Here is an 18,923-nt window from a genome sequence, read left to right on the forward strand (position 1 = left end):
GTCGCCGCCAGACTCCTCGCCCTCGCCGCCGGCATCTGGCACAACTGGGTCACCGGCGCCCCCGCCAAACGCTCCCTCATCGCCTACGACCACTGAAGACGATCGGACTCACTCATCTAGGAGTACCACCGCCCATGATGGGAAGCTCGCACGCGATCAGCGGAGCGGCCGCCTGGGTCGCCGTCACCGCCACCGCTGTACCCGCCCTCGGCCTCTACCCGCTCGCGCCGTCGGCAGTCCTGCTCGGCGCACTCGTCGCCGCCGGCGCAGCACTGCTGCCGGACGCCGATCACCACAACGCGACGATCGCCCATTCGGTCCCGGTGCTGGGCAAGGTCGCGGCGGGCGCGGTCGAGACGCTGAGCGGCGGACACCGGCACGGCATGCACTCGCTGCTCGCGCTCGTCGGCGTCATCACCGCGACGATCGGGCTCTCCTTCGTGCAGTGGACCCCCCAGGGGTGGGATCATCCGCTGCAGTTCGGGTCGGCCGCCGCGGTCGCCGCCTGCACCGCGTTCGCCGTCAAGGTGCTCACACTGGTGAAGAGCTGGTCCACGGCGTGGCTGGTCGGCGCCCTGGCGGCGGCAGCGGTGCTCGCATCGGGTCCTCACGCGGTCTCCTGGCTGCCGGTGTGCATCGGGGTGGGCTTCGTCGCGCACCTCATCGGGGATGTGCTCACGGTCGAGGGGGTGCCGATCCTCTGGCCGCTGCGCTGGAGGGCGCCCAGATTCGTGCGCGGGCTGCCGATCGTCAGCCAGGTGTGGAAGGCGAACGGCAGTTTCGCGATCCCGATCCTCGGGCACGCGGGCTCCAAACGCGAGTGGCTGCTCACACTCCCGTTGGCTTGCTACGCCTTATGGGGCTTGGGTGCGTCGGCGCTCGTCGTCTACGGCCCGATCTAAGCGAACGAGCGTGCGGTGCGGCCGCGCCCTCCTCCGCCCACAGCGCCGGGAGTTGTGTGTGATATACTAATTTCCCCCGATAATTAGGTCCCTCTCTCACAAAGGAGAGTCCGGATTCGACGAAGTTCCTGATCCATCCATGGCTCATCGGCCGCGCACGCCTCGACGGCTGTCGGATCGGTGAGTCGCGCTCAGAGTCTGATCGCCTCACCCAGATCGAGGCGGTTTCGCCCCTCTCGCCGTGAGGGTCGGGCATTGGCGACGAACCCACGATCCCATTCCTCTGGAGTCCGCGGACCCTGGTGCGAAGAGGAGACTCGTCATGCGCACTCCATACAGAACCATCGCGTCCGCGGTGGCGGCGAGCATATTCGTGCTGGCGCTGCCGCTGGCCGCCCACGCCGAGGCGCCCTCCTGGCAGAACCCCGACGCCGTGTACGACCAGTGGAACCCGGAGCAGTACGATCCCTGCGTCATTCTGCCCGCTTCAGACATCTCGATCACCTCGGCCGGCCCGCTCGTGTTCGGTGATGCCGTTCCGGACAGGGTCCGGCCAGCCGCGTGCTATACCTTCGGCCCCATGTCGATGGTGAACGACCTCGCGGTGAACGTATCGGTCGACTTCTCCGGCTCGTCGGTGGACGGCTCCGCCGCCGAGTTCACTTTCCTCTGGACGACCGATTGGGCAGACGCGGTCCTTCAGCCCGGACAGTCCACTGCGCCGTTCACGCTCACCTTGGGTGTGCCGTGGGACGTTCCGAACGAGGCGCAGGGAGCGAGCGGCACCTTCGCGTTCACCTGGCAGGTGCAGGCCGACATCGTCGCGCAGCACTTGACACAGACGATCACAATGGGTGACACCGCGGCGCCCTTCGACGTGCTGGCGGCCGCTGGGGCACCGCCGGAGTCGACGGTCGCACTCGACACGCCTGGAAGCGGGCTCTCGATGTGGATCGTCGGTGCAGACAAGACGGTGCTCGTGACGGTCGTGCAGGGACAGACCGGCGTGTTCGTCATCTCCTACTCGATCACTCCTCCAGGAGGCACCGAGACTTGGGCCACCCTGATGCTGACGGTGCTGCCTCCGGTCGCGTTGATCGGCGACATCTGGGTTGCCACCCCATTCCAGACAGAGGTCGATGTCGTCCTGCCTTCGGGCTGGACCTTCGATCCCGGACCGGCAGGGGTGACCGGCGCCAGGGTCGAGTTGATCGGCCAGACCCTGCGCTACACTCCCGCAGCCGGCTACTCCGGTCCTGACGAGGTGCAGATCACTGCCGTCGACCAGTGGATGCGCTCGGTCACCTTCACGGTGCATGTCGAGGTCGGAGCACCCACGCCGCCGCCCGAACAAACAACACCGCCCGAACAAACAACACCGCCCGATCAAGCAACACCGCCCGCCGACGACCAGACCCCGCAACACATTCCCGGGACCGCGTCGCCAGCCAAGGTGTCGACGCTGGCCGTCACCGGCGCCGCGCCCGCGCTACCGGCAGCGCTGGCATTCGCGGCACTCGCGTTGGGCGGCGTCATCGTGGGCGCGACGCACTGGGCGACCAGCGTGCCTGCGGTCGACCGCCGCAGGGCCGATGAGCCGAATGGCGGCCCCGGCGCCGAGAGGTGAGACGCCAGAGCAGAGACGGCCGGCCCGCTCGTGGAGTGGGTACGGCCGCTCTGGCCCCGTTCAGTGCGGGATGCCCTCCAGAGCGTCGACCTGATCCTCGGAGAGTTCGATCAACACATTGTGCGAGCTTTCGATTCTGGAGACGATCGCTTCGCGGGGTCCGGTGACCCACGGGTCGCTGCGGTAGAACGCGGCTTCCTGCTCCTCATGCTCCGCGAGCGAGCCGAACGCGCGAATCAGGAACGCGTCCTCATCCTGATCACCAAGTGATCCTCCGGCCGAAACGACCCGAATACCCGATGAACGAAGCAGCGGCACAGATTCTTCGAGCATGACGCGGACGAACTCGTCTCGCTCACCGGCCTTGAGCCGATACGTGCGGATTTCGACGATCACGCGTCGAATCTATCGGCCTGCGGCGCACATCCGACAGCAGCACCTCGTTCGGGTTGCCCAGAGTCGGGTGTCGGCGCCCCTGGATAGAGTCACAGCCCAGCGGGCATCAACATCGGCCGAACTGCCGAAGACAACGATCCGGGCGCGTAAGGCCCGAACGGAGAGCATTCATGATCATCGAACGAGCAAACGAGCCCAACCGTCTCGCACAGCTGCTGGTGGAACGCGTCAACAGTGGTGACGTCGAAGGGCTCGTCGCGCTCTACGAAGATGATGCGATACTCGGCAGCGGCGACAGACAGGCCGTCGGATCTGCCCCGATCCGTCGATTCTGGACGGAGTTGCTGGCCACGGGGATCACCGTGACGCTCGGCCAGCAGGCCGACGCGATCATCAACGGCGACCTCGCGCTGACCTCCACACGACTGCCCGGAGGTACGGTCACCGCCGAGGTTGCCCGCCGCCAGCACGACGGCACCTGGAAGTGGGCCATAGACGAACCGGCGCTGGTGGTCGATGAGTGACCGCCGCGTCGGGATGGTGGGCGCGCTCAGCCACCTGCACCGGTCCGTGCCGCCTCCCCCTGCCGCGCGTCGAAGCCTCTGCGCAGAGGCGACAGCGCAGCCTCACGCGCAAGCACTCGCCGAGATGCCCCGCAAAGACCGAAAACCCGAGCCCCGTGATGTGAGAATCACGGGGCTCGGGTATTTTTCAGGCGGTGCGCCCCCAGGGACTTGAACCCTGAACCCATTGATTAAGAGTCAATTGCTCTGCCGATTGAGCTAGAGGCGCGCAGTTGACCTCGCGGGCAACCGAGGATCAACTCTAGCATCACGATTGTGTCACCGTGAAATCGAGCGCGGGAATCGACGCTTAGTCTGGTCACGTGACGTCCCCCTCTTCACCCGCTGACGGCGGCGTGCCCGGGTGGAGCCTCGAGGCCGACCTCGAGCTCGCGCTGCGGCTGGCCGATGCGGCGGATGCGGCATCCATGGCCCGTTTCGATGCCGCCGACCTCGAGGTCAGTGTCAAGGCGGACGCCACGCATGTGACCGAGGCCGATCTCGCGACCGAGCGTGCGATTCGCGGCCTGATCGAGGCCGAGCGCCCCGCCGACGGCGTGTTCGGCGAGGAGTACGGCATCACCGGCGACGCGCGCCGGCAGTGGATCATCGACCCGATCGACGGCACCGCGAACTATCTCAAGGGCATCCCGATGTGGTCGACCCTCATCGCGCTCGCGATCGACGGGGCGCCGCAGGTCGGCGTCGTCAGCCAGCCCGCGATCGGCAGGCGCTGGTGGGGTGCGACGGGGCTCGGCGCGTGGACGAACACGACCGGTGGCGGCATCCGTCGCCTTTCGGTTTCGACGATCGAGGCTCTCGGCGAGGCGAGCGTGAGCTTCCAGAGCATCGCCCAGTGGCGGGATGCCGGCGAGCTCGACGCCCTCGAACGACTGACCTCCTCGGTGTGGCGCGATCGCGGGTACGGCGATGCGTGGCCATACATGCTGCTGGCCGAGGGCCGCCTCGAGCTGGTGGCCGAGTTCGATGTCAAGGAGTACGACATCGCCGCGCACGTGCCGATCGTCACCGAGGCGGGCGGACGGTTCACCGCCTTCGACGGCTCGGAGTCGATCTCGCAGCGCTCGGCGCTTGCGACCAACGGCGCCCTGCACCAGACCTTCCTCGACCTTCTGCACACCCCGATCCCCCCGGAGAACCCCCGATGATCCGCCCCCTCCCCCGCCTCGGCGCAGCCTTCGCCATCGCCGCGGCGGCATTCCTGGTGTCTGCCTGCGCCTCCGAGACGGGCAGCACCAGCGATCCCGAAGCCGTCGCGACCGCTCCCGCCGTAGAGCAGCCTGCCGAGGCGTCCACTCCGACGCCCGTCCCGTCCACCCCGGCGGCTGAGCCCACGTGCGAGACGATCATCGACGCCACCACCGCCGCCGACTTCGCGAAGGTGAACTGGGCCCCCCGCCAGGACCCGTTCTACATCGGCTCCACGCAGTTCGACGGTCTCACGTGCGTGTGGGGTGACTTCACCGGGCCTGCAAGCGACCGCGTGCAGGTCTTCGGCTGGGCGCTCGCACCCGACCACGCGGCGCGCACGGCGCAGGACGAACTGGTGGCGCAGGGCTGGACGCGTCAAGAGGCCGACGGCGGCGTGTACATCACCGAGAACCCCGAATCGGCGATGACGACCGACGCCGACGGCTACGGCATCACATACTTCTTCACCGGCGGCACGGTGAAGATGGCCGACACGAAACTCGGTCTGCTGCTGGTCGACTGGCCGCAGGGCTGACGCTCGGGCAGGGCCGTCGCGAGCAGGGTGGCCATAGACGACGAAAGCCCCTCGATCCCTCCTCTTGTGCGGGATCGAGGGGCTTCCTCGTGGTGACAACGGCATTGGTGGAGATGGGGGGAATCGAATTCTGCGTAGCCTTCGCGCCGTTTCGCGGAATCGGGCCCAGAACCGCGGAATTACGCGAGTGTTCAGGTCTTCTTGAACCGTCCCGAACCGTCTGGATCGGTGCCGATTCTCCTCGATTGTGGGCAAATCGGATGCTGCGCCTCCCCCGCGCGCTCAGATTGGAGGTCGCTCCGACAGCCGGCCGAATCAATGGTCGGGTCGGCGTAGTGCCCAGAGCGAGCGGTTGCTAAGCGGAGCGCGGAGCGCGGAGTCTGCAAAGAGCGAGCGGCGGGAGCGGAGCGGGGCCCGAGCACTGTCCTCTCGCCGTCGGAGCACTCATCGAGGTGTCATCTCGATCGCGTCACTGGAGTTCGATCGGCCCTGGCGAGGGAACCTCGTCCGGTAGCCCGCCCTCGAGGATGGCGACGACCATCTTCACGGCACGATCCGAGAGTGCATCGCCCGGATAGAAGTCTTCGTAGAGCTCTTCGGCTTCATCGAGTGTCGTGACGTCGCACAGCCGCAGGAGCTGGCGGATGTCGTTCGTATCGCGACCGGGCCGGTTGGCGCGCAGCTTCATCGCCAGCATCGCTTCCTTCGCCGCAACCTGGATCACGATGCCGTCGTGGTCGTAGATGGTCTCCCACTCGACAGGCCTGCGGCCGAACGTGGGAAGCGCATCAGCCTTTTCGACGTCGAAGTTCAGCCAGCCCGGATCCCACCCGCGGGACTGAGCCACCTTCGCGGCGGCCGCTGTGACTTCGTCGTCGCTTCCCGGATCGATGTGGAGCGAGTCGAGATCCTGCGTCGTGCCACGGTCGAAGTAGCGCAGCGCCAGAGCAGCTCCACCGACGATCCGGATACCTGCGACCTGGCGAGAGGCGCGCAGCTCCGTGATGAGCGCCCTGAGCCCGTCGAGGATGTCCTCCCTGCCGAGAGTCGTCGCCATGCTCAGACGCTCGCGAAAGTGTCGCGCCAGACGAGCACGCCGCGCTCGGCGAACTCGTCGGGCACTTCCGACGTGGGCGGAGTCGGGTCGGCCGGGTCGACCTCGAGCGTCGCGGGCGTATGGAGATATCGGCTGGGATCAGACACCCACTCGGGTGCGGGCAGCCCTTCCTCGCGCAACCGCCAGGCGACGAGACCGGCGAGCGCGGCATCCCACACTTGATGCTGCGTCGATGCCGGCTCGGCGAGTCCGAGAATTCCTCGCACCAGTCCTCGCTCGGCCAGCAAGTTGTCGTTGAGCTGCAGGAGCGCACGGAGAGCGCGGTCCGTGTCGCCCTCCGCCAAGCGCCGCCGGATCTCTTCGCCCGCGGTCGCCGCGTCGTCGCGCTGGGTAGGCGCGGAGTACAGCCGATGCCCCGCGCCTGCGAGCAATCGCTCTACCGTGCCGAACTCCGTATCGCGGCCGCCCTCAGATTTGGAAACACGGCTCTGATCGATGCGAGTGCGCTCTGCGAGTTGCTTTTGCGTGAGTCGCCGACTTTTGCGAGCGGCGCGGATGAGCGTTGAAGCACTCATTGCACCCTCCGATCACGAGTATGACTTCAGAGTCATATTCTACCCTTAATCCGCGGCGCCGTCCGCAAAGCTCGCTCTCGTGGGCGACAGCGCGCTTGCTCAGCGCTTGGCGACTGAGGCCCGTGCGCATCGCCAGTGAAGACCAGGGCACGCCTTGATCGCGCAGGTCTGCGACGAGCGAGTCGCGCTCGCGCAGTAGCTTGGCTTCCTCTCGATGAAGTTGGACGAGAGATTCCGACAGATCGCGGAGGCGGCGTCTCCAGGTGACGTCCCGGCGGTGCAGCGGATGCTCGGCCACAAGTCCGCCGCGATGACGCTCGACACCTACGCCGAACTCTTCGAGGACGATCTCGCCGACGTCGCCGCGCTCGCCGGATCATTCAGGTATGAGTTGTGGGCAGATCCGAGGTCGAGCCCCGAAAGTGTGGGCAAATTGCGGCGAATCGCGAATCGGCGCTGGAGCCAACGAAACGAAAAGGGCCAGAAATCCGCGTGATTCCGCGGGCTTCTGACCCTCTTCTGTGACAACGGCTGGTGGAGATGGGGGGAATCGAACCCCCGTCCATCGCTGAAAGCCTGGGGCTTCTCCGGGCGCAGTCTGTGCGAGCGTTCTGCTCGGCTCCGACCTTTGTCACAGACACCTAAGTCGACGAGCCCAGCCTGATAAGAGTCCCGCGTGACGCTCAGGCGTCGTCACGCAGCAAGATCCCTAGATGACGCCAAGGACCGTGACGGGATCAGTCACGGATTGACGGAGTCGGGCTCGCTGCTCAGGCAGCGAGGGCGAACTCGGACTGCTTCGTTTCGGCAGTTATTGGTTTGCAGAGGGCGTTAACGAGATAACCCTGCATCCTCGGCCCGCTTCTCGCAGATTCGCAGGCGATGTCGAAACCGATCATCCCCGTGAGTCCTCTCGCAGAGAGGGCCGCTGTCACGCTGTGGAGTTGTGTTCGCTCGGGTGCCGGGGCATCCGAGCACTCCAGACTACACCGGATGCCGCTCCACGGCCATTCCTGGGTCGGCCCGATGCTCTTCGGAACGGCTGGACCTCGGCGGACACGACGGACCTTCGCGACGGCACCGGTGGGCGATGTGCGTCAGTCGCCGCGCGGCGACCGGCTCTCCTTCGTGATGCCGCGAAAGATGCGGGCTGATCGTCGCACCCTCCGCGTAGGCTCTCATCCATGAGCGACGTCACCATCTCGGTCAGGGGCCAGCACGAGACCCGCCTGCAGCCCGAACGCGCAGTCGCGCACCTCACGATCCGCGCCGAAGGCCCCGAGCGCGGCGCAGTGGTCCAGCGCATGGCGGCGTTCACCGCGCCCGTGCGCGACGACCTCATCGCCCGCAAAGAGGCCGGCACTGTCGAGGAGTGGACCAGCCAGCGCGTCTCGGTGTGGTCCGAGCGGCCGTGGAATCCCAACGGCAAGCGGCTCGCGCCGGTGCATTACGCCTCCGTCGCCGTCACGGCGACCTTCACGGACTTCGCCGCACTGTCGTGGTGGGCGACCGAGGTCGCCGAGCGCGAGGGCGTGCAGCTGCGCTGGATCGATTGGCAGCTCACCCCCGAGACCCGCGTCGCGGTCGAGCGCGACACCGCCGCCGAGGCCGTGCAGGTGGCCGTGGCCCGCGCCACGGCGTACGCGTCCGCCCTCGGGCTGACGACCGTCTCGCCCGCGCAGATCGCCGACGTCGGCCTTCTCGCGCAGGAGTCCGTCACCGCGCTGCAAGCACCCCGCATGGCTCGCGCGGCCTACGCCACCGGTGACGGGGCCGACGCTCCCACCGTGAGCCTCCAGCCCGAAGACATCGTGGTGTCAGCCGCGGTCGAGGCGCAGTTCACGGCCCGATGAGTCCAGCGCCGGCCGCCGCGCCCCGCCCCGGCATCGCCGATCGCCTCTCGCGCATGATCCGGCTGCCCACCGTGTCGGCCGAGCTCGACCAGCGCGGCGCCGCGCCCTTCGAGGGGTTCATCGACCTGCTGCCGGAGCTGTACCCGCTCGTGCACGCGCATCTCGAGCTCGAGCGGCACGACGACCTCGGGCTCGTCTACCGATGGCGAGGGCGGCGCGAGGCGCCGGACGGCCCCGTGGTGCTGATGGCACATTTCGACGTGGTCCCGGTCGATGAGAGCGACGCGTGGACCCATCCCCCGTTCGACGGGCGCATCGAAGAGGGGTGGGTGTACGGGCGCGGAGCGCTCGACGACAAGGGCCCGCTGGTGGTGATCCTCGACGCCGTCGAGAACCTCCTGGCCGAAGGCTTCACCCCTGCGCGCGACGTCTATCTGTCGTTCGGCGGCAACGAAGAGACCTACGGCGGCGCGGCGCACCGGATCGCGGCATCCTTCCGCGACCGCGGCATCGTGCCGTGGCTCGTGATCGACGAGGGCGGTGCGGTGGTCGACGCACCGCTGCCCTTCGTGCAGGGCCACGCGGCGATGGTCGGCGTCGGCGAGAAGGGAGTGCTGACGCTGCGCCTCACCGCGCGCGGCGAGGGCGGGCACGCCTCGGCTCCCCCTGCCCGCACCGCGGTCGGGCGCATCGCGCGCGCAGTCGACCGGCTCACCCCGTCGACGTTCCGTCCGCGCACGCCGCCCGCGATCGCACGGATGCTGCGCCTCTTCGCCGACCGCACGCCGGGGCTCCCCGGCATCCTGTACCGGCTGCTCTCACGCGCCCCGCGGCTCACTGCCCGCCTGTTCGCGGCGATGGGCGGCGAGCCGGCCGCGCTCGTGCGCACGACGGTCGCCGCCACGATGCAGTCCGGCGGAACGGCGGCCAACGTGCTCCCGTCGCAGGCCTCGGCGACCCTCAACCTGCGGATCGCACTGGGCGAGACCGTCGCGAGCACCGTCAAGCGCGTGAACCGACGCATCGGCGACCGCGCGGTCGAGGTCGAGGTCGTCGAGGGCGACGAACCGTCGCCCGAGTCCCCCACCGGCAATCCGCAGTTCGCCCTCATCACTGCTGCCGTGGGCGATTCGCATCCGGACGCAGCGACCGTCCCTTACGTCATGATGGCCGCGACCGACTCGCGCCACTTCCACCGCTTCTCGCCGGCCGTCTACCGGTTCGCGCCGATCGAGATGACCGCGGCGCAGCGCGGGTCGATCCACGGGGTCGACGAGCGCGTCGAGGTCGCCGCCCTGGAGCGCGGGGAGCGATTCCATCGCGCGCTGCTGCAGCGGCTACAGTGAACCGACCCCCTCGACGCGATAGGGGGCGGCAATCGCAAAGGAGCGCGGATGACGCGTCGTGTCACCATCGGCACACTGGCCGGCGTCGTCGGGTTCCTGGCGTTCGTCGAGTTCACAAGTGGCGTGATCCAGGGCTACTACACCCCGATGCTGACCGACATCGCGCGGCATCTCGGCATCCACGACGCCGACGTCAACTGGCTCGAGGGCACGCAGCTCATGCTCTCGGCGCTGGTCGTGCCAGCCTTCGCGAAGCTCGGCGACATGGTCGGGCACAAGCGCATGCTGGTGATCTCGACGGCCATCACCGCCTTGGCATCCCTCGTCCTGCCGTTCACCGACTCGTTCGCGCTCTTCCTCGCCGCCTGGGCCATTCAGGGGTTCTACGTCGTGTGGCTTCCACTCGAGATCGCGCTCATCTGGTCGCGTTCGCGGCGCATGGAGGGGCGCGCGACGATCACCGCCCGTGCCGCCGGGTTCCTGGTCGCCGCGCTCGAGTCCGGCGCGATCATCGGCGCCCTCGTCGGCGGGCAGCTCGTCGACACGCTGCCGCTGACGATCGTGCTCCTGGTCCCGGCGCTGCTCGTGGTCGCGTGCTTCTTCGTCGTGCTGTTCGGGGTGAAGGAGTCCCCCGACCCGACGGGCGGCCGCCTCGACACCGTTGGCCTGGTCCTCCTCTCGATCGCGCTCATCGCGTTCACGGGCGGCCTGAGCCTGCTGCGCCTGAATGGCCCTGGCTCGCTGTGGGCATGGCTCGTCGTGGTCATCGGCGTCGGGCTGCTCGTGCCGTTCGCCCTGTGGGAGCTGCGCCACGACGACCCGCTCATCGACGTGCGCATGTTCCGTTCTGCGGCGCTCGGACCGGTGTTCCTCACCGCGGGTCTGTTCGGCGTGAGCGTGCTCGGGGCGCAGGCGCCGCTGTCGACGTTCGCCCGCACCGACCCCGAGGTGTACGGGTACGGCCTCGGCACGACCGGCTTCCAAACCTCGCTCATCATCGGCGTCTACCTCATCGCGATGATCACCGGCGCACTGCTCTTCCCGCTCATCGCCCGCCTCACCTCGCCGCGCCTCACTCTCATCGGCGCCGCCGTGCTCGTCGGTGTCGGGTTCCTGCTCTTCCTGCCCTTCCACGCCGCGTACCTGCAGGTCATCGCGAACATGGTCATCGTGGGCCTCGGCTCAGGAGCCCTCGTCGCCGCGCTGCCGGCAGCGGCGGCATCCGCTGCTCCCCCCACTCAGACCGGCGTCGCGACAGGCCTCACCAACTCGGTCAAGACCGTCGGCGGTGCAATCGCGTCGTGCGTGTTCGGCATCGCACTGCTGCAGGGCGTTGCGGATGCGGCGGCCGAGAGCACCGCCGGATCGTTCGCCGGCTACGTCACGGTGTGGGTGGTGTGCGGCGTCACCGCGCTGGTCGCCGCCGTGCTGCTGGTGTTCGTGCCGAAACAGGCGTTCAGCGACCGCGCGGTCGAGGAGGCTGCGGCGCAGCCGGGCACGCCGCAGTAGTCGGCCCCCCGCCGGGCACCGTCATTCGCCTAGGCGGTTGCGGGTGCGCATCGCACGCTCGGCCTCGCGCTTGTCTTCGCGTTCGCGGATCGTCTGCCGCTTCTCGAACTCGCGCTTGCCCTTCGCGACCGCAAGCTCGACCTTCGCGCGGCCGTCCTTGAAGTACAGCGACAGCGGAACGAGCGTGTAGCCGCCCGCCGAGATCGCGTGCGAGAGCTTCACGATCTCGTCCTTGTGCAGCAGCAGTTTGCGCGTGCGCTTGGCCGCGTGGTTGGTCCAGTGCCCCTGCGAGTACTCGGGAATGTTCACCGCGTCGAGGAAGGCCTCGCCGCCCTGGATGAACGCGTACCCGTCGGACAGGTTCGCGCGGCCCTGCCGCAGCGACTTCACCTCGGTGCCGGTCAGCACGAGCCCGGCTTCGTAGGTCTTCTCGATCGTGTACTCGTGCCGGGCGCGCCGGTTGGTCGCGACGACCTTCTCACCGCGTTCCCTGGGCATGACGCACTCCCCTCGCCGACGACGCGGCACGATCGGGCCGCACGGTGTGTCCCCGACGGTCGAGGGCGCGCGGCAGCCTGTCAGTCTATCCGACGCCCGCGGGCGCTCAGGCGCGCAGCCAGCGCCGAATCGCGAACCCGGCCGACAGGGCGGCAAGGAGCACGCCGATCACCACGAGCACGGGAACCACCAGCCACGCGTCGGACATGTCGATCCAGGTCGTGACGAACTCGACCCGCCCGCGCAGGTACTGCTCGACGCCGAAGTGCACGCCCGCGACCACGGCGGCGCTGGCGAGCACCGAGCCGAGCAGCGCCGCGAACACGCCCTCGAGAATGAACGGCGTCTGGATGAACCGGTTGGATGCCCCGACCAGGCGCATGATCCCGATCTCGCGCCGTCGCGCATACGCCGACAGCCGGATCGTGGTCGCGATGAGCAGCACCGCCGCGATCAGCATGAGCACCGCGATCCCGACCGCGATGTAGGTCGCGACCGTGAGGGCCGAGAAGATCGGATCGAGGTACTGCAGCTCGTCGCGAACCTCTTCGATGCCCGGCTGGTTGGTGAACGCCTCGACGATCACGTCGGACTGCGATTGGTCGACGAGGTTGATGCGGAACGTCTCGTTGAGCTGGTCGGGCGTGATGACGCTCGCGTACTGCTCGCCCAGCAGCCGAATCGCGTTGGCATACGCCTCGTCGCGGTTCTCGAACCGCACGTCGCGGATGAGCGGCGCCAGCGCCGGGCCCTGAAGCTTCTCGGTCACCGCGTCGAGCTGCTCCTGCGTGGCGACGCCGTCGACGCACGTCGGCGACTGTGAGATCGACGTGCACATGTACACGGCGACCTGCGCGCGGTCGACCCAGTAGTCGCGCATGGTGCCGATCTGCAGCTGCATGAGGATCGCCGCGCCGACGAAGGTGAGCGACACGAACGTGACGAGCACGACCGAGATCACCATCGAGGCGTTGCGGCGCAGGCCGCTGAACGCCTCGGAGAGAACGAGCCCGACCCTCATGCCGTCGGCCCCACCTGGTCGTGGTCGTCGTCGGCGTCGCGAAGCCCGAGTTTCTCAGCCAGGCCCAGCTCGGCGATGTCGCCCTCGCCGAGCTCGACCAGCGGAATCGTCGCTGCGCGCGGGGGCGCTGCATCCTTCTGGTCTGTTTCGGGGGCGGGAACGGATGCCTCGCCCTCGAGGTCGCCCGCGGGGTCGGACGCAGGCACCACGACCGCGTCAGCTGCCGCCTCGGCCGCCTCGGCGGCGGCCGGCTCGAGGTCTTGCGCTGGGGTTTCGTTGATCTCGCGCTGCAGCTCGAGCACGGCGGTGAGCGCGGCCACCGCCGCCGCACCCCGCTCGGGCACCGGCGCGAGGCTCGGCAGGCCGGACCGGTCGCCATAGCCGCCGTGGCGCTCGTCGCGCACCAACGCGCCGTCCTGCAACTCGATCACGCGGCGCTGCATCTGGTCGACGAAACCCGCCTCGTGCGTGGCCATGACAACCGTCGTGCCGCCTTCGTTGATGCGCGCGAGCAGCTGCATGATGTCGATGGATGTCCCGGGGTCGAGGTTTCCGGTGGGCTCGTCGGCGAGCAGCACCTGCGGGCGGTTCGCGAGAGCCCGGGCGATTGCGACGCGCTGCTGCTCACCGCCCGAGAGCTCGTGCGGGAACCGCTTCTCTTTGCCGGCGAGCCCCACGAGCGAGAGCACCTCGGGCACCGCCTGCTGAATGAACCCGCGCGAGGAGCCGATGACCTGCAGCGTGAAGGCGACGTTCTGGAAGACGGTCTTGTTCGGCAGCAGACGAAAGTCCTGGAAGACCGCGCCGATGTGGCGCCGGAAGTACGGCACCTTGCGGTTGGACAGCGACCGCAGGTCGCGACCGAGCACGACCACGCGGCCGTCGCTGGGCGTCTCTTCCCGAAGGATGAGGCGCAGGCACGACGACTTGCCAGAGCCCGATGCGCCCACGAGGAACACGAACTCACCGCGAAGCACCTCGAAGTCGACCTTGCTGAGCGCGGGCTTCGCTGTGCCGCGATAGCGCTTCGTGACGTTCTCGAACCGGATCATGGCCTAACGAGCCTAAGCGCGGGTCGCCCCGGGTCGATCAGCGACACCCGCGGGGTGCGGCATCCGAATCCGGATCAGTCGTCGTCGTCTTTGCGCTTGCGCCAGCGGATGCCGGCCGAGATGAAGCCGTCCAGGTCGCCGTCGAAGACGACCGCCGGGTTGCCGACCTCGTAGCCGGTGCGGAGGTCTTTCACGAGCTGCTGGCCGTACAGGAAGTAGGAGCGCATCTGGTCGCCCCAGCTCGCGGTGATGGTGCCGGCGAGTTCCTTCTTCTTCGCCGCCTCTTCCTCACGCTTGAGGAGCAGAAGCCGGGTCTGCAGCACGCGCATCGCCGCGGCGCGGTTCTGGATCTGTGACTTCTCGTTCTGCATCGACACGACGATGCCGGTCGGCAGGTGCGTGAGGCGCACGGCGGAGTCGGTCGTGTTGACGGACTGACCGCCGGGGCCGGACGAGCGGAACACGTCGACGCGGATGTCACCCTCGGGGATGTCGACCTCGACGGCCTCTTCCATGACGGGGATGACCTCGACCGCGGCGAACGACGTCTGGCGCTTGTCGGCCGACCCGAACGGGCTGATCCGCGCGAGGCGGTGCGTTCCGGCCTCGACCGACAGCGTGCCGTACGCGTACGGCGCGTCGATCTCGAAGGTGGCGGACTTGATGCCGGCGCCTTCGGCGTAGGAGGTGTCCATCACCTTGGCGGGGTACTTGTGGCGCTCGGCCCAGCGCAGGTACATGCGCAGCAGCATCTCGGCGAAGTCGGTGGCGTCGTCGCCGCCCGCGCCGGAGCGGATCGTGACGACCGCGGATCGCTCGTCGTACTCGCCGTCGAGGAGCGTCTGCACCTCGAGCTGGCCGACGATGTCTTCGAGTTCGGCGATCTCGCGGCGCGCCTCTTCGGCGGTGTCCTCGTCGCCCATCTCGTTGGCGAGCTCGACCAGCACGTCGAGGTCGTCGAGGCGGCGCTCGACGTCGGTGACGCGCTTGAGGTCGGCCTGACGGTGGCTGAGGGCGCTGGTGACCTTCTGGGCCTTCTCGACGTCGTCCCACAGGTCTGGAGCGCCGGCCGCCTCGCTCAGACGTGCGATCTCGGCTTCGAGCGCGGGGACGTCGACCACCGCCTTGATGTCGGCGAACGTGGAGCGGAGGGCCTGGATGTCCTCAGACGGATCGAATTCAAGCATGTCGAACCCACACTAACGTGGATACCTGTGACGAACCTCCCCGCAGACGACGTGCGGGGGCTGCTGTGGCGGTTGGCTCCGATGATCTACGGGCCGACGCTCCTGTACGGACTGGGGCAGGGCGCCGTGGTGCCCCTCATTCCGGTGATCGCCTCACAGCTGGGCGCCACCGTGCCGATCGCCGCGTTCGTGGCCTCGGCGCTGGTCGTCGGTCAGCTGTGCGGCAACATCCCTGCGGGGTGGGCCGTCGCGCGGATCGGCGAACGCCTCACCATGATGATCGCCACGGCGATCTCGCTCGTCGGCGTAGTGGCGCTCGCCTTCGCGCCCGTGCTCGGCGTGTTCGCGGCATCCGTCTTTCTGATCGGGTTCTGTGCGGCGGCGTTCGGCCTCGCGCGCCACTCGTTCATGACGACCCGCGTGCCGTTGTCGTTCCGTGCGCGGGCGCTGTCGCTGCTGGGCGGCACGTACCGGCTCGGCGCGTTCGTCGGGCCGTTCGTGGCGGCGGCGCTGCTGGCCATCTTCGGGGACGAGCACGCGGCGATCTGGTTCTTCGGCGCGTGCCTGCTGATCACAGGGCTGCTGGTCACCTTCGGGCCCGACCCCGAGAAGGCGGCTTCCGGGACCGACGACGCGCTGCTGTCGGAAGACACCGGCGAGGCGATCACGGGGACGGTGACCCTGCCGGAGGCCGACCGCGGACGGGTGCCCGGCGTGTTCGGCACGATGTGGGCGAACCGCACCGTGCTGTCGCGACTCGGGCTGGCCGCGGCATCGCTCTCGGCCGTCCGCTCCGCGAAGCAGGTCGTGCTGCCGCTGTGGGGCGTGTCGATCGGGCTCGACGCACAGACCATCGCGCTCGTCGTGGGCATCTCGGGCGCGATCGACTTCGCCCTGTTCTACGCCAGCGGGCAGGTGATGGACCGCTTCGGCAGGCTGTGGGCGTCGCTTCCGGCGATGGTGCTGATGGGTGCGGGATTCCTCGCGCTCTCCTTCACGCACGACCTCGACGCGTCGGCGATGTGGTTCGCGATGTTCGCGGCCGTCCTCGGGGTGGGCAACGGCCTGTCCAGCGGCATCCTGCTCACCCTCGGCGCCGACCTCGCGCCCAAGAGCGACCCCGCCCCGTTCCTCGGGTCGTGGCGCACACTGACCGATGCCGGGGGCGCGACCGCGCCGCTGCTCGTCTCGGCGATCTCGGCGCTGTCGTCGATCGCGATCGCCACGGGCTTCATCGGCGTGATCGGCCTCGTCGGGGCCTTCGGGTTCCTGCGGTGGGTGCCGCGGTTCGTGCCGCGCGTGCGCTGACGCGAACGGCACCGCGCGACCGTTGCTAAGCTTCCACAGGCCGTACGACAGGACGAGGAGGTGGCACCCATGAACGAATCGACGTGGGCGCTCCGCTCTGGAGTCACGGTCGGGCGATAGGTCGCCGGGAGCGCCGCTCAACAGCACTCCCGAAAGGCACGACCATGCACTTCACCTCCGACCCGCGTCCGGGCGACGGGATTGTCGAACGCGACTTCACGCTCGGCGAGATCCCGGGCATCCTGTGGACGCCCGAGCGGGTCTCGGCACCTGTCCCCCTGATCCTGCTCGGCCACCCCGGTGGACTGGGCCGCATGCACGCGCGCCTCGAGGCCCGAGCCCGGCAGGCCGCCGCGGACGGCTTCGCGGCGGCGACCATCGAGCTGCCCGGAGGCGGCGACCGACCGAGGCTGCGCAACCTCGAGGCGGCCCGCGCCGACCTGCGCCGGGCGCTCGAGGCCGGCGAGCAGGTGAGCGCCGACACCCTCGACCGGCTGGTGCTGCCGCTGGTCGAGCGGGCGGTCCCGGAATGGCAGACCGCGCTCGACGCTCTCCTCGCCCTGCCCGAGATCGGCGGGCCCGTCGCCTACTCGGGCGGGGTGATCTCGATCGGCGTCCGGCTGGCGGTCGTCGAGCCCCGCATCGTGGCCGCGGGGCTGTTCGCCGGCAGCTTCGTGCCGCGCGCCATGTTCGACGAGGCTCGCCGCGTCACGATCCCGCTGCACGTCCTGCTGCAGTGGGACGACGAGGGGAACGACCGGCAGGCAGCGCTCGACCTGTTCGACGCCTTCGGCTCCCGCGAGAAGAGCCTGCACGCCAACATGGGCGGGCACACGGGTGTGCCCGCGTTCGCCGGCGAGGACGCGGCACGGTTCTTCGCCCGGCACCTGCGGTAGCCCGTCGGGCTGACCCGGCGGGCTGCGGCTCGCCGGGTCAGCGCAGCGCGGAGCGGCTGGTCGCGGTCGCCTCCAGTGCGAGCCCGTCGGGCACGAACAGGGTCAGGACGGGCGGATGCCACGTCCCCGCGATCGTCACCCGCGCCGACGTGCCATCGGGGGTGCCTGCGTCGACGAGCACCGCGGCGGTTCCCGACTCGGCGAGCAGCGCCTCGGCCTGCTGGCGCACGCCCTCGTCGGTGAGCGTCGCGACGGGCGCGCCGCCCACCACGTCGAATGCGAACCCGTCCGCACCGGCGAGGGCCGCGGCATCCGCCACCGAGTCGAGGCGTTTCTGCTGGAGGTAGAGGCTCGTGGCGTCCGCGCACACCAGCACCAGCACGAGCGCGAGCACGCCGTAGCCGAGCGTGAGGGGAAGGATGCTGCCCCCGTCGCCCGCGGCCGTCGCGGCAAGCCGCGCCCGGATGATCGCCACCAGCCTGCTCACGAGCCGCCCCACAGACGCGAGACCTTCTGCACCGCGCTCGCCTCGACCGGGATGCTCGCGAACCGCTCGAGACCGAGCACGGGCGGCGCGAGCGGCAACGCGATACGGGCCGCGATCGTGACGTGCAGCATCGCCCCCGCGTGCGGGCAACTCGCGCCCGCTGGTCGGCAGTCGATCGCGACCTCGATCGAGGACGGGTCCATCCCATACTCGTCGGCGATCGATGCCAACACGCGCTCGGCGCGAGCATCGGCGTCGGCGGCATCCGTCGCGGTCGACACGGCGCGCGCGAGGTGCCGCGCGCCCGCCTCGACGCCGAGCGACTGGCCCTGCACGAGCCCCAGCGTCACCACGAGATAGACCAGCGGGACGAGCATCAGCAGTCCCACGAGGATGAACTCGAGGGAGGCGGAGCCGCGTTCGGAGTCGCCGGCGGTGCGGATGACGGTGGCGGGTGCGTCGGGGTCAGTCGAACGATTCGAGAGGGGCATGCGCGGTCACCTCCATCGTGCGCGGGACGCCGAGCAGCCCAAGAATGGGGAGTGTCGAGCTCACGGTGATCTCGACGGCGGGGTAGCCGAACGCGTCGGTCTCACGCGCCTCGATGCTCTCGGCGAACTGCGGTCCGACCGCGCGTGCGACGATCCGCTCGGTGCGCTGCACACCGTCTTCGATCGATGAATCGGCGAGCGCCGCGTGGAACGCGCCCTCGACCGCGGCATCCTGGACCACGTTTCTCACGTAGACAGCGAGCCCGAACTGCATGACGGCGAGGGTGAGGAAGGTCAGCAGCGACCCGACCAGGACGAACTCGACCGGACTCGATCCCGCATCATCGAGATGCGCGTCGGCGAGGGCACGGCGCAGCCTCGCCACGAACCCCCGCGTGCGCGCCACTG

Annotated in this window: 20 protein-coding genes, 1 tRNA gene, 1 other RNA gene and 3 pseudogenes; 12 read left to right on the forward strand and 13 right to left on the reverse strand. The window is 69.0% G+C overall.

Annotation, left to right across the window (positions count from 1 at the left end; genetic code table 11):
• The 3 genes and pseudogenes from AB1K54_RS14645 to AB1K54_RS14655 form a co-directional block, all read left to right on the forward strand.
• Positions 1–96: pseudogene (locus tag AB1K54_RS14645) on the forward strand (IS982 family transposase); the annotation flags it as partial.
• A gap of 41 nt (positions 97–137) precedes the next feature.
• Entirely contained in the window at positions 138–902 is a 765-nt protein-coding gene (locus tag AB1K54_RS14650) for a metal-dependent hydrolase (protein WP_371203501.1), read from the forward strand.
• A gap of 433 nt (positions 903–1,335) precedes the next feature.
• Complete coding sequence (locus AB1K54_RS14655) at positions 1,336–2,529, forward strand: hypothetical protein (RefSeq protein ID WP_371203502.1); 1,194 nt, start codon at positions 1,336–1,338, stop codon at positions 2,527–2,529.
• A gap of 60 nt (positions 2,530–2,589) precedes the next feature.
• Here AB1K54_RS14655 and AB1K54_RS14660 read toward each other — a convergent pair whose 3' ends face one another.
• Positions 2,590–2,925: an NIPSNAP family protein gene (locus tag AB1K54_RS14660; RefSeq protein ID WP_371203503.1), complete on the reverse strand. Its 336-nt coding sequence runs from the start codon at positions 2,923–2,925 to the stop codon at positions 2,590–2,592.
• A 170-nt stretch (positions 2,926–3,095) separates the two neighbouring features.
• Between AB1K54_RS14660 and AB1K54_RS14665 the strand changes: the two genes are divergently transcribed.
• On the forward strand, positions 3,096–3,449 hold the full coding sequence (locus AB1K54_RS14665) for a nuclear transport factor 2 family protein (RefSeq protein WP_371203504.1): 354 nt from the start codon (positions 3,096–3,098) through the stop codon (positions 3,447–3,449).
• Between the two features lie 195 nt (positions 3,450–3,644).
• On the opposite strand, the gene AB1K54_RS14670 is transcribed toward AB1K54_RS14665, so the two are convergent.
• Positions 3,645–3,717: transfer RNA gene (locus AB1K54_RS14670), tRNA-Lys, on the reverse strand.
• Between the two features lie 94 nt (positions 3,718–3,811).
• Here AB1K54_RS14670 and AB1K54_RS14675 point away from each other — a divergent pair.
• Together AB1K54_RS14675 and AB1K54_RS14680 are read left to right on the forward strand one after the other, a co-directional pair.
• Positions 3,812–4,657, forward strand: coding sequence for an inositol monophosphatase (locus AB1K54_RS14675; protein WP_371203505.1), 846 nt, complete (start codon positions 3,812–3,814; stop codon positions 4,655–4,657).
• Positions 4,654–5,235: a hypothetical protein gene (locus AB1K54_RS14680; protein WP_371203506.1), complete on the forward strand. Its 582-nt coding sequence runs from the start codon at positions 4,654–4,656 to the stop codon at positions 5,233–5,235. Before AB1K54_RS14675 ends, AB1K54_RS14680 begins: the two co-directional genes overlap by 4 nt.
• 469 nt (positions 5,236–5,704) lie before the next feature.
• On the opposite strand, the gene AB1K54_RS14685 is transcribed toward AB1K54_RS14680, so the two are convergent.
• From AB1K54_RS14685 to AB1K54_RS14695, 3 genes and pseudogenes are all read right to left on the reverse strand, one after another.
• Positions 5,705–6,292: a hypothetical protein gene (locus tag AB1K54_RS14685; protein ID WP_371203507.1), complete on the reverse strand. Its 588-nt coding sequence runs from the start codon at positions 6,290–6,292 to the stop codon at positions 5,705–5,707.
• Between the two features lie 2 nt (positions 6,293–6,294).
• Entirely contained in the window at positions 6,295–6,723 is a 429-nt protein-coding gene (locus AB1K54_RS14690; protein ID WP_371203567.1) for a Cro/Cl family transcriptional regulator, read from the reverse strand.
• Positions 6,724–6,867 (reverse strand): annotated as a pseudogene (locus tag AB1K54_RS14695) (helix-turn-helix domain-containing protein); the annotation flags it as partial. It lies immediately after the preceding gene.
• A gap of 265 nt (positions 6,868–7,132) precedes the next feature.
• Here AB1K54_RS14695 and AB1K54_RS14700 point away from each other — a divergent pair.
• A pseudogene (locus tag AB1K54_RS14700) lies at positions 7,133–7,363 on the forward strand (hypothetical protein); the annotation flags it as partial.
• 36 nt (positions 7,364–7,399) lie between these two features.
• Here AB1K54_RS14700 and ssrA read toward each other — a convergent pair.
• Positions 7,400–7,770, reverse strand: a transfer-messenger RNA (tmRNA) gene (ssrA, locus tag AB1K54_RS14705).
• Between the two features lie 281 nt (positions 7,771–8,051).
• On the opposite strand from ssrA, the gene AB1K54_RS14710 reads away from it, so the two are divergent.
• From AB1K54_RS14710 to AB1K54_RS14720, 3 genes are read left to right on the forward strand one after another with little or no spacing between them, the layout of a single operon-like run.
• Positions 8,052–8,720, forward strand: coding sequence for an SIMPL domain-containing protein (locus AB1K54_RS14710; protein WP_371203508.1), 669 nt, complete (start codon positions 8,052–8,054; stop codon positions 8,718–8,720).
• A gap of 53 nt (positions 8,721–8,773) precedes the next feature.
• Positions 8,774–10,066: a M20/M25/M40 family metallo-hydrolase gene (locus AB1K54_RS14715; RefSeq protein ID WP_371203509.1), complete on the forward strand. Its 1,293-nt coding sequence runs from the start codon at positions 8,774–8,776 to the stop codon at positions 10,064–10,066.
• 48 nt (positions 10,067–10,114) lie between these two features.
• Entirely contained in the window at positions 10,115–11,575 is a 1,461-nt protein-coding gene (locus AB1K54_RS14720) for an MFS transporter (protein WP_371203510.1), read from the forward strand.
• Between the two features lie 21 nt (positions 11,576–11,596).
• Here AB1K54_RS14720 and smpB read toward each other — a convergent pair whose 3' ends face one another.
• From smpB to prfB, 4 genes are all read right to left on the reverse strand, one after another.
• Positions 11,597–12,073 carry an SsrA-binding protein SmpB gene (gene smpB, locus AB1K54_RS14725; RefSeq protein ID WP_371203511.1) on the reverse strand — a complete coding sequence of 159 codons (477 nt, stop codon included), beginning with the start codon at positions 12,071–12,073 and terminating at the stop codon, positions 11,597–11,599.
• A gap of 106 nt (positions 12,074–12,179) precedes the next feature.
• Positions 12,180–13,094, reverse strand: coding sequence for a permease-like cell division protein FtsX (ftsX, locus tag AB1K54_RS14730; RefSeq protein ID WP_371203512.1), 915 nt, complete (start codon positions 13,092–13,094; stop codon positions 12,180–12,182).
• Positions 13,091–14,146 (reverse strand): cell division ATP-binding protein FtsE, encoded by a 1,056-nt coding sequence (gene ftsE, locus AB1K54_RS14735; RefSeq protein WP_371203513.1) that lies wholly within the window; start codon positions 14,144–14,146, stop codon positions 13,091–13,093. The genes ftsX and ftsE overlap by 4 nt, the downstream gene beginning before the upstream one ends.
• A 74-nt stretch (positions 14,147–14,220) precedes the next feature.
• Entirely contained in the window at positions 14,221–15,333 is a 1,113-nt protein-coding gene (gene prfB / locus AB1K54_RS14740) for a peptide chain release factor 2 (protein ID WP_371203514.1), read from the reverse strand.
• A gap of 27 nt (positions 15,334–15,360) precedes the next feature.
• On the opposite strand from prfB, the gene AB1K54_RS14745 reads away from it, so the two are divergent.
• Positions 15,361–16,641, forward strand: a complete 1,281-nt coding sequence (locus AB1K54_RS14745) for an MFS transporter (RefSeq protein ID WP_371203515.1) — start codon at positions 15,361–15,363, stop codon at positions 16,639–16,641.
• Between the two features lie 164 nt (positions 16,642–16,805).
• Entirely contained in the window at positions 16,806–17,537 is a 732-nt protein-coding gene (locus AB1K54_RS14750) for an alpha/beta hydrolase (protein ID WP_371203516.1), read from the forward strand.
• Between the two features lie 37 nt (positions 17,538–17,574).
• On the opposite strand, the gene AB1K54_RS14755 is transcribed toward AB1K54_RS14750, so the two are convergent.
• Genes AB1K54_RS14755 through AB1K54_RS14765 form a run of 3 tightly spaced genes read right to left on the reverse strand, consistent with a single transcriptional unit; the run spans position 17,575 to position 18,900 of the window.
• Positions 17,575–18,015 (reverse strand): pilus assembly protein TadG-related protein, encoded by a 441-nt coding sequence (locus AB1K54_RS14755; protein ID WP_371203566.1) that lies wholly within the window; start codon positions 18,013–18,015, stop codon positions 17,575–17,577.
• Positions 18,016–18,020: 5 nt separating this feature from the next.
• Positions 18,021–18,515 (reverse strand): TadE family protein, encoded by a 495-nt coding sequence (locus AB1K54_RS14760; RefSeq protein ID WP_371203517.1) that lies wholly within the window; start codon positions 18,513–18,515, stop codon positions 18,021–18,023.
• On the reverse strand, positions 18,490–18,900 hold the full coding sequence (locus AB1K54_RS14765) for a TadE family protein (protein WP_371203518.1): 411 nt from the start codon (positions 18,898–18,900) through the stop codon (positions 18,490–18,492). The genes AB1K54_RS14760 and AB1K54_RS14765 overlap by 26 nt, the downstream gene beginning before the upstream one ends.
• Between the last annotated feature and the right edge of the window lie 23 nt (positions 18,901–18,923).

The organism is Microbacterium sp. BWT-B31 (genome assembly GCF_041379855.1).
In the GTDB taxonomy this organism is placed as follows: Bacteria; Actinomycetota; Actinomycetes; order Actinomycetales; family Microbacteriaceae; genus Microbacterium.

Excerpts from the sequence above, each read along its gene's own strand:
- AB1K54_RS14650 (WP_371203501.1), top strand. The coding sequence starts at position 138 with ATGGGAAGCTCGCACGCGATCAGCGGAGCGGCCGCCTGGGTCGCCGTC.
- AB1K54_RS14665 (WP_371203504.1), top strand. The coding sequence starts at position 3,096 with ATGATCATCGAACGAGCAAACGAGCCCAACCGTCTCGCACAGCTGCTG.
- AB1K54_RS14680 (WP_371203506.1), top strand. The coding sequence starts at position 4,654 with ATGATCCGCCCCCTCCCCCGCCTCGGCGCAGCCTTCGCCATCGCCGCG.
- AB1K54_RS14685 (WP_371203507.1), bottom strand. The coding sequence starts at position 6,292 with ATGGCGACGACTCTCGGCAGGGAGGACATCCTCGACGGGCTCAGGGCG.
- AB1K54_RS14710 (WP_371203508.1), top strand. The coding sequence starts at position 8,052 with ATGAGCGACGTCACCATCTCGGTCAGGGGCCAGCACGAGACCCGCCTG.
- AB1K54_RS14715 (WP_371203509.1), top strand. The coding sequence starts at position 8,774 with ATGATCCGGCTGCCCACCGTGTCGGCCGAGCTCGACCAGCGCGGCGCC.
- AB1K54_RS14720 (WP_371203510.1), top strand. The coding sequence starts at position 10,115 with ATGACGCGTCGTGTCACCATCGGCACACTGGCCGGCGTCGTCGGGTTC.
- smpB (WP_371203511.1), bottom strand. The coding sequence starts at position 12,073 with ATGCCCAGGGAACGCGGTGAGAAGGTCGTCGCGACCAACCGGCGCGCC.
- ftsX (WP_371203512.1), bottom strand. The coding sequence starts at position 13,094 with ATGAGGGTCGGGCTCGTTCTCTCCGAGGCGTTCAGCGGCCTGCGCCGC.
- ftsE (WP_371203513.1), bottom strand. The coding sequence starts at position 14,146 with ATGATCCGGTTCGAGAACGTCACGAAGCGCTATCGCGGCACAGCGAAG.
- prfB (WP_371203514.1), bottom strand. The coding sequence starts at position 15,333 with ATGCTTGAATTCGATCCGTCTGAGGACATCCAGGCCCTCCGCTCCACG.
- AB1K54_RS14750 (WP_371203516.1), top strand. The coding sequence starts at position 16,806 with ATGCACTTCACCTCCGACCCGCGTCCGGGCGACGGGATTGTCGAACGC.
- AB1K54_RS14760 (WP_371203517.1), bottom strand. The coding sequence starts at position 18,515 with ATGCCCCTCTCGAATCGTTCGACTGACCCCGACGCACCCGCCACCGTC.